This window comes from Domibacillus mangrovi, from assembly GCF_001906925.1.
GTDB lineage: Bacteria > Bacillota > Bacilli > Bacillales > Domibacillaceae > Domibacillus > Domibacillus mangrovi.
In genome coordinates this window covers 28,774-43,533 of record NZ_MRWQ01000010.1, presented here as the reverse complement: position 1 = coordinate 43,533, position 14,760 = coordinate 28,774, and the positions used below count along the sequence as shown (strand labels likewise).

General features: G+C 41.2%; 9 protein-coding genes. 3 read left to right on the top strand and 6 right to left on the bottom strand.

Annotation, left to right across the window (positions count from 1 at the left end; translation table 11 throughout):
• The first annotated feature begins 106 nt into the window (after window positions 1-106).
• Window positions 107-967 carry a LysR substrate-binding domain-containing protein gene (locus BLL40_RS11730; protein ID WP_073712095.1) on the top strand — a complete coding sequence of 287 codons (861 nt, stop codon included), beginning with the start codon at window positions 107-109 and terminating at the stop codon, window positions 965-967.
• Between the two features lie 99 nt (window positions 968-1,066).
• Here the strand turns inward: BLL40_RS11730 and BLL40_RS11725 are convergent, their stop codons facing one another.
• Together BLL40_RS11725 and gltB are read right to left on the bottom strand one after the other, a co-directional pair.
• On the bottom strand, window positions 1,067-2,545 hold the full coding sequence (locus BLL40_RS11725; protein ID WP_073712094.1) for a glutamate synthase subunit beta: 1,479 nt from the start codon (window positions 2,543-2,545) through the stop codon (window positions 1,067-1,069).
• A 17-nt stretch (window positions 2,546-2,562) separates the two neighbouring features.
• Complete coding sequence (gltB, locus tag BLL40_RS11720; protein ID WP_073712093.1) at window positions 2,563-7,152, bottom strand: glutamate synthase large subunit; 4,590 nt, start codon at window positions 7,150-7,152, stop codon at window positions 2,563-2,565.
• A gap of 129 nt (window positions 7,153-7,281) precedes the next feature.
• On the opposite strand from gltB, the gene gltC reads away from it, so the two are divergent.
• Window positions 7,282-8,187, top strand: a complete 906-nt coding sequence (gene gltC / locus BLL40_RS11715; protein WP_073712092.1) for a glutamate biosynthesis transcriptional regulator GltC — start codon at window positions 7,282-7,284, stop codon at window positions 8,185-8,187.
• Between the two features lie 230 nt (window positions 8,188-8,417).
• Here gltC and BLL40_RS11710 read toward each other — a convergent pair whose 3' ends face one another.
• From BLL40_RS11710 to BLL40_RS11695, 3 genes are all read right to left on the bottom strand, one after another.
• Complete coding sequence (locus BLL40_RS11710; protein WP_073712091.1) at window positions 8,418-8,978, bottom strand: MerR family transcriptional regulator; 561 nt, start codon at window positions 8,976-8,978, stop codon at window positions 8,418-8,420.
• Between the two features lie 440 nt (window positions 8,979-9,418).
• The gene (locus tag BLL40_RS11700) at window positions 9,419-10,648 is read right to left on the bottom strand and encodes an aminopeptidase (protein ID WP_073712089.1); all 1,230 of its coding nucleotides are present in this window, start codon (window positions 10,646-10,648) and stop codon (window positions 9,419-9,421) included.
• 53 nt (window positions 10,649-10,701) lie between these two features.
• Window positions 10,702-11,154 (bottom strand): Rrf2 family transcriptional regulator, encoded by a 453-nt coding sequence (locus tag BLL40_RS11695; RefSeq protein ID WP_073712088.1) that lies wholly within the window; start codon window positions 11,152-11,154, stop codon window positions 10,702-10,704.
• 164 nt (window positions 11,155-11,318) lie between these two features.
• Here BLL40_RS11695 and hmpA point away from each other — a divergent pair, with 164 nt between their 5' ends.
• Window positions 11,319-12,518 (top strand): NO-inducible flavohemoprotein, encoded by a 1,200-nt coding sequence (gene hmpA, locus BLL40_RS11690; RefSeq protein ID WP_073712087.1) that lies wholly within the window; start codon window positions 11,319-11,321, stop codon window positions 12,516-12,518.
• Window positions 12,519-12,562: 44 nt separating this feature from the next.
• Here the strand turns inward: hmpA and BLL40_RS11685 are convergent, their stop codons facing one another.
• The gene (locus BLL40_RS11685; protein ID WP_073712086.1) at window positions 12,563-14,581 is read right to left on the bottom strand and encodes a putative bifunctional diguanylate cyclase/phosphodiesterase; all 2,019 of its coding nucleotides are present in this window, start codon (window positions 14,579-14,581) and stop codon (window positions 12,563-12,565) included.
• Window positions 14,582-14,760: the final 179 nt, after the last annotated feature.

Genomic DNA, 14,760 nt, shown 5'->3' with positions numbered 1-14,760 from the left:
TAACTCGTCCCTTTTCTCTTCATTTCATGTTAAAATAAAAAAGTAGAAAAGATAATTAATAATTATTATTTAATTGATAAGTAATCACTTATGATGGTGGGCGAAAATGGAGCAAAAACTAAAAGTATTTTTAACTGTAGTCAAACATATGAACTTTTCACGAGCAGCGGAAGAGCTATTTATTACGCAACCAGCAGTCAGCCAGTATGTAAAATCATTGGAAGATGAACTTGGTATAAAGCTCATTGATCGAACGAATAAAAAGATTCGTCTGACAAAAGCAGGTAGCCTTGTTTCCTATTATGGAAGCGAGATTTTTACACTGAATGAGAAGATGAAGCAGGCGGTAGAAGATTTGGCTGGTGAAGTGAAAGGGAAGCTTTCAGTTGGTGCAAGTTATTCATTCGGTGAATATATTTTGCCACACATTGTTGCTGACTTTTTAGAGAAATTTCCATCCGTTGACCCTTGTATATCAATCGGCAATACGCATGAAATTGCTGAAAAAGTCATTCATGATGAAATTGATCTTGGTGTCGTTGAAGGAACGATCTCATCTAGTAAATTAGTCGCTGAAAAAATTGCCACTGATCGTATGTTTGTGATTAAAGGAAAAAAAGAACATGTTGAAAAACGTGTCCATCTAAATGAAGAAACATGGATTGTGCGCGAGCAAGGATCGGGTACGCGGGAAGCATTTGAATGGTTTGCGAAGAAAAACGGTATTCAGCCGGCAAAAATTTTAGAATTTGGCAGTACACAAATTATTAAAGAAGCAGTGGAAGCGGGGCTCGGCGTTGCACTTTTATCGGAGTGGACGATTCGTAATGAACTAGAACTTGAAAAATTAAAAATTGTCGGCGGCGGCAGCCTTTATTACGAACGGAATTTTTATGCGATTGTCCGGGATGCACCGTTTATGACAAAAACAGCTGAAACATTTTTGCACTTTTTACGAAGAGATTAGCATATTGCTGGTCTTTTTTTCATGGATTGGTTAGAAGTACAGGTGACTAAACTAAAAATAGCCCGCCCCAAATCAGGGGGCGGGGCCATCCCGTTTAAATCAGGGCAGTTTTGTTTCGCCCATTAAGAAACGGTCCGTTTCGCGTGCTGCTTCGCGTCCTTCATGTATTGCCCATACGACGAGACTTTGTCCGCGGCGCATATCACCAGCAGCAAAAATGCCTTCTTCGTTCGTGTTATATTTTCCATATTTCGCAAGTACCGTATTGCGGTCTGTCATATCGACACCGAAGTGATTCGCTAGCGGCATATCAGTTCCGCTAAAACCAATTGCGACTAATACAAGCTCTACAGGCCAAACTTGTTCGCTGCCTGGAATTTCAGTCATTGTGTAGCTGCCGTCTTCAAGGTATGTTTTTTTCATGTGAACCGTATGAAGCTCTTTTAATTTTCCATGTTCATCCGCAACGAATTTCTTCGTTGAGATTAAGTATTCACGTGGATCTTCCCCGTATACCGCCGCTGCTTCTGCGTATGCATAATCAAGAGTGAATGTATTCGGGTATTGTGGCCATGGGTTGTTTCCTTTACGGGTGACAGTCTGACGTTCATGTTTACCGAATTGAACGACACTTTTTGCCCCTTGCCGAATCGCTGTCGCAACACAGTCAGCACCTGTGTCACCGCCGCCGATAACGATGACGTTTTTGCCTTTGGCAGAAATGATCTTTTCATTCGTTTGATCAAGGAGACCTTTCATGCTTTTTGTCAAATATTCCATTGCGAGGTAAATGCCGTCAGCTTCGCGTCCCTCAATGACGATGTCGCGGTGTGTCTGTGCACCAGCACATAAAATGACCGCATCATATTCTTCTTTTAGCTGTTCTTTTGTAATATCTTTTCCAATCGTTGTATTCACAACAAATTCAATGCCTTCGTTTTTCAATAAATTTACGCGGCGTTCAACTGCTTCTTTTTCAAGTTTCATGGAAGGGATGCCGTACATTAAAAGTCCACCGATACGATCATCACGTTCAAATACTGTGACGAGATGACCCGCTTTGTTTAATTGGTCCGCAGCTGCCAGTCCTGCAGGTCCTGAGCCGACCACGGCAACGTGTTTTCCTGTGCGGCGTTTTGGCGGGTTTGGCACAATCCATCCTTCTTCAAACCCTTTATCGATAATCGCTTTTTCAATCGATTTAATCGCAACAGCCGGGTCGTTGATCGCGACTGTACAAGACCCTTCACAAGGAGCTGGACAAACACGGCCCGTGAATTCGGGAAAGTTATTTGTTTTCATGAGACGGTCAAGCGCTTCTTTCCATCGTCCGCGATAGACAAGGTCGTTCCATTCTGGGATGAGGTTGTAAAGAGGGCAGCCAGACGGAGTTCCCCCAATCATCTGTCCTGTATGGCAGAAGGGAGTCCCGCAGTCCATGCAGCGGGCTCCTTGAATGCTTAATTCTTTTTCGGGAAGGGCTGTCGTATATTCTTTCCAATCTTTGACGCGCTCGACGGGATTCCGTCCTGGAGCGGTTTTACGGTCATATTCGATAAAGCCAGTTGCTTTCCCCATTGAGTCATTCTCCTTTCTTACACATTTTCAATAACAGGGACTTTTTTCTCTGTAAATGCCGCGTATATCGCTTCGGATTGCTGTAAACCTTGTTCTTCAAAATAAGAAATGGCTTTCATCATGTCTTTATATTCGTGAGGGATTACACGGATAAAGTATTTTTTTTCTGATGCCCATTTTTCTAAGATCGAAGTGGCAAGCGGGCTTCCCGTCCATTGGACATGGCTTGCAATTAACGCCTTCACTTCTGCTTCTTCCTGTGGATTTTCGAGTGGCTCTGTTAAGACCATTTCACCGTTAATCAAACGTTCTTGCTTTTCGCGATTTCGTGCATACAAGTAGGCAATACCGCCTGACATACCAGCTGCAAAGTTACGGCCTGTTTCGCCGAGAATGACAACGCGTCCGCCGGTCATGTACTCACATCCATGATCGGTAATCCCTTCAACGACGATATTCGCGCCGCTGTTCCGGACAGCAAAACGTGTACCGGCACGGCCGTTAATAAAGGCTTCTCCATTTGTTGCTCCGTATAAGTTTACATTTCCGCAAATCGCCTGTTCATGCGGCACGAGGTTCAGATCACGATGAGGACGGACGATTAAGCGGCCGCCTGATAAGCCTTTACCGAAATAATCATTTGCGTCGCCATTTACAGTGAACGTCAATCCTTTAGGAAGAAAAGCACCAAAGCTTTGACCAGCAGATCCATTAAATGTGAATTGAACAGTGTTGTCGGGAAGACCGTCTGCACCGTACGCATTCGTGACGGCAGAGCCCATAATTGTACCCGTAGCACGGTCTGTATTGATAATGTCAAATTCCCTGCATACAACTTGTTTATTTTCAAGAGCAGGACGGATCGCCTCTAGTAGAAGTTGGTGGTCAATTGTCCGCTCTAATTTATAGTCTTGATCTTTCGTTTTGAACTGTTTTTGGCCCGGTTTGAGCGGCGTCATATATAAAAGAGGGAACAAGTCCAGATATTTTGCTTTCCAGTGCGATTCTTTGCGTGCATGCGGCTTCAGTACTTGCTTTTGTCCAATCATTTCATTAATTGTTCGGAAGCCGAGTTCCGCCATAATTTCACGCATTTCACGCGCAACAAATGTTAAATAGTTGACGACGTGTTCTGGCTCGCCCATGAACTTTTTGCGAAGCTCTGGATTTTGTGTCGCTACACCAACCGGACATGTATCCATATGGCAGACGCGCATCATCACACAGCCGAGAATGACGAGCGGTGCTGTCGCAAAACCGAATTCTTCTGCGCCGAGTAACGCTGCAATGACGACATCTCGGCCATTCATTAATTTCCCGTCTGTTTCTAGCGTTACCTTTTCACGCAAACCATTCATAAGAAGCGTTTGGTGTGTTTCAGCTAGGCCAATTTCCCACGGGATACCGGCATGTTTAATACTTGTTTTCGGTGATGCACCTGTTCCGCCTTCGTAACCGCTAATGAGAATAACATCGGCTAACCCTTTCGCTACACCAGCAGCAATTGTCCCGACACCGGATTTCGCGACGAGCTTAACGTTAATGCGCGCTTCTTGATTGGCATTTTTTAAGTCGTATATAAGCTGTGCTAAATCTTCAATCGAATAAATGTCATGGTGAGGAGGAGGTGAGATCAAGCCTACTCCAGGCGTGGAACCGCGTGTTTCCGCAATCCACGGATACACTTTTTTACCTGGAAGGTGACCGCCTTCACCTGGTTTCGCTCCTTGTGCCATTTTAATTTGAATTTCATTTGCTGTATTTAAATATTCGCTTGTGACACCAAATCGACCTGATGCGACTTGCTTGATGGCGCTGCTTCTCATATCACCGTTTTCATCGGGATGGTAGCGGGCTGGATCTTCGCCGCCTTCACCACTATTACTTTTGCCGCCAAGTCGGTTTAATGCAATCGCAAGTGCTTCATGCGCTTCTTTACTGATCGAACCATATGACATCGCACCCGATTTGAATCGTTTGAAGATATCTTCGAGTGATTCAACTTCTTCCAGCGGAATGGATGGCCGAGCCGTGAAATCAAGGTCCAATAGACCACGAAGGAACATAATATTTTCTTCGTTAGCCATTTCGGAAAATTCTTTATACAACTCATAATTGTTCGTTCTTGCTGCGTGCTGAAGCATATGAATGGTTTTAGGGTTGAATGCATGTTTTTCACCGGTGCGCCTCCACTGGAATTCACCGCTTGAATCGAGCGTCGGATCGTTAAATTCACTTTTGCTATATACATCGTGATGACGCGCCAGTGTTTCCTTTAAAATAACATCTAGTGTAATGCCGCCAAGCGCTGTCGTTGTGCCTGTAAAATAGGTTTCGATCACATCATGACCGACACCGACCGCTTCGAAAATTTGGGCTCCGCGGTAACTTTGTACGGTAGAGATACCCATTTTTGCCATGACTTTAATGATACCGCTCGTTGCTGCATAGCAATAATTTTTCTCTGCTTCCTGAGCGGAAAGATTGGTAATCGTTCCGTCTGCAATCATCGCACGGATCGAAGCAATTCCTAAATACGGATAAATAGCATCAGCACCGTAGCCGATCAAGCAGCAAAATTGATGAACATCGCGTGCTTCGGCAGTATCCAATATAATACTTACACTGGTACGGCGTCCTGTTTGAATGAGATGTTGGTGTACGCCGCTTATAGCAAGCAATGCCGGTATCGCTGCTTTTTTATTTGTTACACCGCGGTCTGACAAAATAATGATAGATGCGCCGTTATTGATTGCTGCCTCTGTTTCGATGAATAAGCGAGACATCGTTTGTGAAAGCGCTTTTTGCTCTTTAATATTGAAAAGAAGAGACAGTGTTGCTGTTTTAAAAGCAATTTCTTTGTTAAAGGCAATTTTGTTCCATTCCTCTTCACTAAGAATCGGCGTTTCTAGTCGTATACGGCGGCTGTTTCGTGCTGACGGAGCCAGAATATTACCTTCATCGCCGAGGAGAGTCATCGCAGAGACTACATTATTTTCGCGAATCGCGTCAATTGGCGGGTTTGTTACTTGCGCGAACAGTTGCTTGAAGTAGTTGTATAACAGTTGCGGTCGTTCAGATAAAACAGCGAGCGGTGCATCATAGCCCATTGAACCAATTGGATCTATTTTTTCAACTGCCATCGGTGCGATCTGTTTCGTTAATTCATCATACGTATAGCCAAATATTTTTTGAAGATTGAGAATTTCATCTTCGTCATACACTTCTTGTAATCCGGCACGTTCTTCCAAATCTGAAATGTGTATTAAGTTTTTGTTTAGCCATTCACGGTAAGGTTCGGCTGTCGTAATTTCCTGTTTAATTTCCGCATCAGATACGATCCGGCCTTTTTCTAAATCGACAAGCAGCATTTCACCGGCACTGACCGTTTCTTTCTTTACGATTCGTTTTTCATCGACTTCGATTGTACCCACTTCAGAAGAGTAAATAATATGGTCATCATCCGTTACATAATAACGTGCGGGGCGCAATCCATTTCGGTCTAAGATAGTCCCGATTTGGCGGCCGTCTGTAAATGAGATCGATGTTGGGCCGTCCCATGGTTCCATTAAGCAGCTATGATATTCATAGAAGGCCAGTTTCGGATCGGCCATGTGAGGATCACGGTCCCACGGTTCTGGAATTAACATCATCGCAGCATGAGGAAGGGAGCGTCCGGACAATGTTAAAAATTCAATCGCGTTATCAAGCATAGCAGAGTCGCTTCCGTTCGTATCGATAACTGGCAAAAGCTGTTCATATTGATGGCCGAATTGTTTGGAGTAACCAGCTTTCTCGCGTGACTGCATCCAGCTAACGTTGCCGCGGTTTGTATTAATTTCGCCGTTGTGAATTAAGTAGCGGTATGGATGTGCGCGTTCCCAGCTCGGGAATGTATTTGTACTGAAGCGAGAGTGTACGAGCGAGAAAGCGGATTGGTAGTCTTCTTTAGCGAGGTCAATATAATATTGATTGATTTGCTCGGGTGTTAACATACCTTTATAAATAATCGTTCTTGTTGAGAAGCTTGGAATGTAAAATGAACCTTTAACATCGGAGTTGTTTCTAACTTCATTTTCGATTCGTTTCCTCATTATATACAGTGCACGTTCAAAATCTTTTTCTGTTTCGTGCTTTTTGCTTTTTTCAACAAACAATTGTATGACATAAGGAGCGATTGCCAATGCTTCCGGTCCCGCCACTTCTTGATTAACAGGAACATCGCGCCATCCGAGCAGTTTTAATCCTTCTTCGTGAAGAATGAGCTCAGTCTCTAATTGAATGTGTTCGCGCTGTTTTTTATTTTTGGGCAAAAAGAACATACCGACTGCATAATCGAAAGGAGCAGGTAAATTAATGTTCAGCATTTCACATTCTTTACGGAAAAAATGATCGCAAATTTGTAGCATAATTCCCGCACCGTCACCTGTTGTTCCATTCAAGTTTCCACCGCGATGCTCAAGACGGCAAAGCATATGAATACCATCCTGTACAATTTTGTGGGAAGGACGACCTTTTATATTGGCAATAAAACCGATGCCGCATGCATCGTGTTCATTGGCAGGATTATATAAGCCCTGTTTTTCTGGATAACCGTAAAGATTCATGTTGTACACCTCCAGGATTCAAATCATTTTCTTTGTTAATATTTATTGTAAAGATGATAAATGATACAATCAATATATTGTTATTAAGTTTTCGATCTCATATTGAGATGAATTGGAGGGGGAGTAAATATGGAGATACGCCAAATTAAATATTTTATGGAAGTTGCGAAAGAAGAACATGTCACAGAAGCGGCCCATCGCCTTCATGTCGCTCAATCTGCTGTCAGCCGGCAAATCGCAAAATTGGAAGATGAACTCGGTGTAAAATTGTTTTTACGTGAAGGGCGTAGTGTTCGCTTGACGCATGCGGGTAAGATTTTTTTGCAGTATGCCGAAACGGCGATGGATGCGATGGATAAAGCGGTGCAGGCGGTTGATGATTACTTAAATCCAGAAGCGGGCAAAATTCGGTTAGGTTTTCCGAACTCGTTGGCGACGAAAACGTTACCTCGTGTGATTTCAGCGTTTCGCAGTCAATATTCTGATGTCGGATTTGATTTTAATCAAGGGTCAAATCGTGAACTGCGGGAACTTGTTCAAAAAGGAGAAATTGATCTGGCATTTGTATCCCCTGTTCCAGAACCGTCACCGGATATTGAGACAAACATCTTTTTCTCGGAACATATGCGTGCCCTTATTCCAATTCATCATCGCCTATCAAAACAGGAATCACTTAATTTGCGTGATTTAATGGATGATCAGTTCGTTCTGTTCCGTACCGGTTATGATATGCGTGCCCTTGTCATTGAAGCGTGCCGTCAAGTGAATTTTGAACCGGCAGTTGCATTTGAAAGCGATGACGCTTATACGATTAAAGGACTTGTGGAAGCGGGACTTGGTGTAAGTCTGCTCCCGGAGACACTGCTTATTGACCATACACCGATGGGTACGATTAGTATTCCAATTAGCGTGCCGCGCGTAACGAGAACAGTGGGGGTGATTATTACAAAAACACGGCCTTTGCCGCCATCTGAAAAATTATTTTATGAATTTTTAATTAAATATTACAATCGACTAAATGACTTTAGCTTTTAATTAATAAAGGACACCGGCATTTAATCAGCCGGTATCCTTTATTAAAGCAGCATCGGATGAATGAATAAAAAGGAAATAGGGATTAAAGTGGAAAGTAATCCTGAAAGTGTTTATATATGAAATCGGGTTACTACACCCTTAGAGTTTTTATGTTGGAATGAATGACACTTCCTACAAATGAGTTGTGTGTCAATCAAATGGTGCGACTTATTTACACAATCGTATTCCCCTTATTTGAAAATCCTCTTAAACCATGATTCTTTCTTTTCTTCTTTCTCGCTTGCTTGAACAGAAAGCGATAATTTCTTTGCTTTTTGACTTATACGTAACGATTCCATGAGTTGTTCGTCTCTACGTTTTACACTATCTTCAATGTATTTCTGTGGAGCATCGAGTTTTTCGGAATGTGTTTTAAGCAAATTTAAAAGAATTTTATTCAATTCCTTTTGTTTGGAAGATGCTTGCTTCTGTTCTTCGAGTGCCACTTTAATATCTGCAACAACTTTGCTCATATCGGCACTTACTATCTCATCCGCTTCGCTCGCAACATCAACCATCATTGGAGTACCAGACGAGGTCAGTAACTTGTCCACTTCTTCATTCATTTTTCCCTGCTTATATAATTCGCGAATTTTAGTTAATACGTCAAAGCAATCTTCGTGTAGTTGATAGGTTCCATGTTCTTTCTTCATTCTTAGTAAATGCTCATGCATGGACATATATCTTTTCACTGTTTCTTGGGGAATATTTGTTTTTTTGCTCATTTCTACCACTGTGATCCATTCGCTCATATGCTCACCTCGATGTTATAGCTACTTATCCATCATAATAAAGTCAGTGTTGGCGGTCAATTGCGATGTAACACTCATGAATATCTCCTTTCATTTTACTAGTGGAGTTAGTCTTATTGAATGGGTTAAACATCGTTTAGTAGAAGGTGGGTTAATTCGTTTTGGCAAAAACAGAATCACAATGAAATGTGAATATCCTGTACATGGAAAAATTATGGATAATTTATGGGTTGGATTAAAGAAGTAATGATGAATGGAAAGATATTGATTTTGAAGAAAACATCATTTATATCAGAGCGGATTGGAAACACTTCTATCCAAATTACGTTACATAAATATAGCCACGTGCTGCCTAGTATACAGAAACACGTGGCTAAGGAAACGGTGACCAATAAAGGATTAAAGAGCTTAAAACGTCTTTAAATAAAGTTCTTTTTCATTCATGCCCAGTTTCCATTGCGGAAAACGGGTTCACATGTGCCATCTTGCATAATGCCATCGATATTCATATCAGCAGAACCGATCATGAAATCAACATGTGTCATGCTTGTATTAAGGCCGTTTTTCTCTAGTTCATCCTGTGACATTGCTTTGCCGCCTTCAATACAAAATGCGTATGAGCTGCCGATCGCTAAATGATTCGATGCATTTTCATCAAATAATGTATTGAAGAATAAAATACCGGCGTTCGAAATAGGAGAATTGTGAGGAACGAGCGCGACTTCACCTAAATAATGAGCGCCCTCATCTGTTTCAATAAGCTGCCGTAAAACATCTTCTCCTTCGTCTGCTATCACATTGACAATGCGTCCTTTTTCAAACGTAATCGTAAATCCGTTAATAATGTTACCAGCGTAGCTAAGTGGTTTCGTCGCTTTCACATACCCGTTTACACCTGTTTTAACTGGTACGGTAAACACTTCTTCTGTCGGCATATTCGCCATAAATGAATGACCCTGTTCATTGACACTACCGGCACCGACCCATAAATGATTGTCAGGCAGATCGATCGTTAAATCTGTTCCTGGTGCAGTGTAGTGAAGCGTTTTAAAATGTTTTTCATTTAATACAGCGACTTTTTCACAAAGACGAGCGTCATGTTCTTTCCATGATTGTACCGGGTCATTGTGATCGGCACGAACCGATTTGAAGATGGCGTTCCATAGGGCGGGAATACGCTCTTCTTCAGGAAGGTAAGCAAATACTTTATCTGCCCATTCTTTTGATGGAGCAGCAATGACTGTCCAGCTTACTTTGTCAGATTGAATATATTCACGATATTTTTTCATGGCGGCACCAGCTGTTTTTTGATAAGCAGCGATCCGCTTTGAATCAACGTCCTTCAATAAATCCGGACTTGAAGAAATAATGGACATAAAAGCCGCACCTTCTTCAGCGAGTGTTTCCATCATTAATTTGTTCCATGCAGGGAATTCATTAAATGCTGAATCAGGCGCAAGTTTATATTTTAAGTGGGAAACCGTATCGTCACTCCAGTCAACGTATACGTGTTTTGCGCCCGCTTCATATGCTTTTTGAACGACAAGACGAACAAGTTCAGCGGCATCAAGTGTCGCACGGATAACAAGTGATTGATCGGGTTGTACATTTACACCGGTTGTTATTGAAAGTTGTGCATATTTCTCAAGCTGTTCTTGAAAAGTAGTCATGGGATATTCTCCTTTATATTAGGTAATGGTTTCATTGTAACAAAAAGAACGCATCATTGTTTGAATGATGCGTCTGAGTTCAATAATGTGCGGAGCATGTCTTTATTCGTTATTAAGTCAGCGAGCGTATAGCGGTCAAGTACCGCGAGATATGCCTGCAATGCTTCAAATAAAACGTGTTTCAGACCACAGACTGGGGCAATAACACAGCTGTTTTTTTCTTCAGAAAAGCATTCGACAATGTGAAAATCATCTTCCGTTTTCCGAACGACGGCACCAATATTGATTTTTTCGGGCTCTATCGCCAGCCGGATGCCACCGTTACGGCCGCGCAGCGTTTCAATGTAGCCGAGTTTGCCGAGCTCATGAGTCACTTTCATTAAGTGGTTTTTAGAAATAGCATAGGCTTCAGCAATTTCTTTTATATTGGACAATTTATCTTCATTATATGAACCAAGATAAAGTAAAACACGAAGCGAATAATCTGTATATAATGTTAATTTCATTTTCTCACCTATCCTATTTACATTATGGCATGGGTCACAATTGAGTGCAATTGTGAACATTTCTGAAAAGGTGTATTTTATATATTGCTTTTTATGATTTGATCTAGTATAAATAAGATATAAATAAAATACATCTTTTAAAACATGAATTGGGGGGAATTATCGTGCTATCACAAAAAACAATTGATATTGTCAAGTCAACCGCTCCTATTTTAGAAACACACGGTGTTGAAATTACAACTTATTTTTACAAAACATTATTTGAAGCGCATCCTGAACTATTAAATGTGTTTAATCATGCAAATCAATCACAAGGCCGCCAACAGACTGCTCTTGCCAATACAGTGTACGCGGCAGCAATGTATATCGATCAGCTTGAGGTGCTCCTTCCAACAGTGAAGCAAATTGCTCAAAAGCATCGCAGTTTGACGGTGAAACCAGAACATTATCCAATCGTCGGTGAATATTTATTAAAAGCGATTAAAGGAGTACTGGGCGATGCAGCAACAGATGAAATTATTGGTGCATGGGGCGAAGCATATGGCGTGATCGCACAAGTGTTTATTGATATTGAAAAAGAGATGTATGCAGAGGCAGCTGAGAAGTCAGGCGGCTGGGAAGACTTTAAAGAATTTATCGTTGAAAAGAAAGTAACGGAAAGTTCACTTATTACATCTTTTTATTTAAAAGCAAAAGATGGCGTACCCGTTCCATGGTATTTACCAGGGCAGTATATTACGATTCGTTTATCGATTCCTGGGCATCAGTATTTGTTGAATCGTCAGTACAGTTTGTCTCAAACACCAGGAAGCGACTGTTTCCGTATTTCAGTCAAACGGGAAGCAGATTATAATCCACAAGGAAAAGTATCAAATTACCTACACGATCGATTAAATGTAGGCGATACAATTGAAGTAAGTCCGCCTGCTGGTGATTTCTATTTAGAAAAAGAGGAGCAGCCGGTCGCATTAATTTCAGGCGGTGTTGGAATTACTCCGATGATGGCAATGCTCGGTTCGATTGCCGAAAATGAGCCGAATCGCAAAACAGTCTTCATTCATGCAGCGCGCAATAAAGACGCACATGCGTTTGGCAAAGAGGCAGCGGCACTCGTTGAAAAGTTAAACGATGGAAAAATGTACATTGCGTATGAAGCGAAAAAAGATGAATCGGAAGTGTGCGACATCACGGGTTATGTAAGCCAAGCCTTTTTACAGCAGGTCGTTGATCCAAACAGCGTATGCTATGTATGCGGACCGGTTCCGTTTATGCGTGCAGTCGTCAGTCATTTGACAGCGCTAGGCTTTAGTGAAAATAATGTAAAATATGAATTTTTCGGACCGGCACTGGCTTTAGAGGCGTAAAATAAAAAAGCAGGGAATCTTAGATGATAGGATTCCCTGTTTTTTTATGATTTGTATTCTCTTCGTCCGTAGTGTGCATTGAGCACTTCCGCTCGTTCCGGTCTGCTAATAAAATATCCTTGTATATAATCGCATCCAAGCTCTTTCAAAACGTTTAGCTGTTCTACTTTTTCGACACCTTCTGCAATGACGGTAAGATCAAACAATTTGGCAAGCTGGATAATCATTTCCACAAGTGCTTTGTCTTCATAAGAAGTATGCACATCGTCAATAAATGATTTGTCGATTTTTAATATATGAATCGGCAGCATTTTTAAATAAGTCAGAGAGGAGACGCCGGTTCCAAAATCATCGAGTGAAATAGAGACGCCTTCTTTTTTCAAAGCATCAATAACATTGAGTGCATTATCAAACTGTTGCATAATTGATGTTTCCGTGATTTCTAGTTCAAGATGTCTAGGATTAAGATCATGTGCCTGTAATGTGTACTTGACAATTTCAATTAGACGATCTGATAAAAACATCGGTGCCGATATATTAACAGCAATGCGTTCGATTAGATGATGATCATGCTGCCATATTTTCATCTGGCGGCATGCTTCGTTTAAAATCCACTTCGTTAAATCAAAAATAAATCCATTTTTCTCAGCAATTGGAATAAATTTCGCGGGTGAAACGAAGCCATGCACTGGACTTTCCCAACGGATCAGTGCTTCAGCAGAGTCGATTTTTCCAGTATGAAGATTGAATTTTGGTTGATAGCATAAATAAAATTCTCCATTTTCAAGTGCACTTTGAAAACTCATAGCAATGTGCCGTTCCTTATCCTGATTATGAAAATTAGAATTATACACAACAAGCTCATTTTTACCGTTATTCTTCACGTGACGAAGAGCCTGCTCTGCGTTTAAGATTAAAATGTTGCAGTTAGACCCGTGTTCCGGTGCCAGTGCGACTCCGGCTGAAAACGTGATAGGAGTTGGTTCACCAAATGCATGAAATGACTTCAGAAGCGAACTAAATTGTTTCGTTAACAAAGTACGGATTTCTTGATGACTGAATGTGCCAGGAATAGCAACGGCAAATTTATTCCCTTCAATACGGGCTGCAATGCTATTTTCCGGAATTGCTTTTTTTAATCTTGATGCAAATTCAGTAAGTAGCTCATTGCCGCTCTCATATCCATAGGTTTCATTTATCCATTTAAAATTGTCGATATCGATAATGACTAAGGCAATCGGCAAATTTAACGGCGTTGTCCGCGCATGAACAAATTGTTTCAGGCTGCGCCGATTAGGCAGGTTTGTTAAATCATCTGTATAGGCAAGTTGTATGGCTGTTCTCCGGTCCAAAAAAGAAAGGATTGTAATGAACAGGAAAATCATAATAGCAGGCAATAAAATAAGCACAACTAACATATCTGATGAAGGTTGATTTTGCTCTGGAAGGACAAATCCACCTGATACATAAAAATCAGCTGAGTACATGCTGATGTAGTGCATGCCGCTGATAGCAGAGCCCATTAAAAGCGACGCGATGATTTTTAGTCGAACATTGCGCTTCTGGGTAAAATAATAAAAGAAACGAATCGCCGCATATGAGGCTGCAATGGCAGTCGATATCGCTAAAAAACGATAAAAGGGATCATACTGTATATCACTATCGATTATGATAGACATCATGCCTATATCGTGCGTTAAGGCAATACCGAGACTGATAATAATTGAAGCAGCGCCGAATGTCCACCAGTGTCTACTTATTTTATAAAGGATATAAAAAGCAGCGTATGCTGCTAAAATAGCGGGAATCATCGATAAAAACATTAAAGAGATGTTGTACTGAATCGGAATTGGAACTGAAAAAGCCATCATACTGACAAAGTGCAATGTCCAAGTGGTCAATCCTGTGGATAGTGCTGCTGTTATAAGCCATATATTCGTTCTTCTGCGGATTGAATGAACGATTTGTTCATTTATCGTTAATGTTACATAGAAACCGATGACGGCAATCAAGTTTGATAGCACAACAATATTATAATTATAAAATTCAGGTAAATTTATCATAGGTGAATTGACCTCATTTAGTATAGTCACTTCATTTTAACAGAAGAATGTAAAATGATGAATAAGATTTTGTTAAGATTATATTTTGGCATAGAAGCATAAATTTCATTCGTAGAGCATTCTCTTTTAGGTCAAGAACGTGTAGAATAATGGGTAAATATAGTCGAGAAATAGGCTAA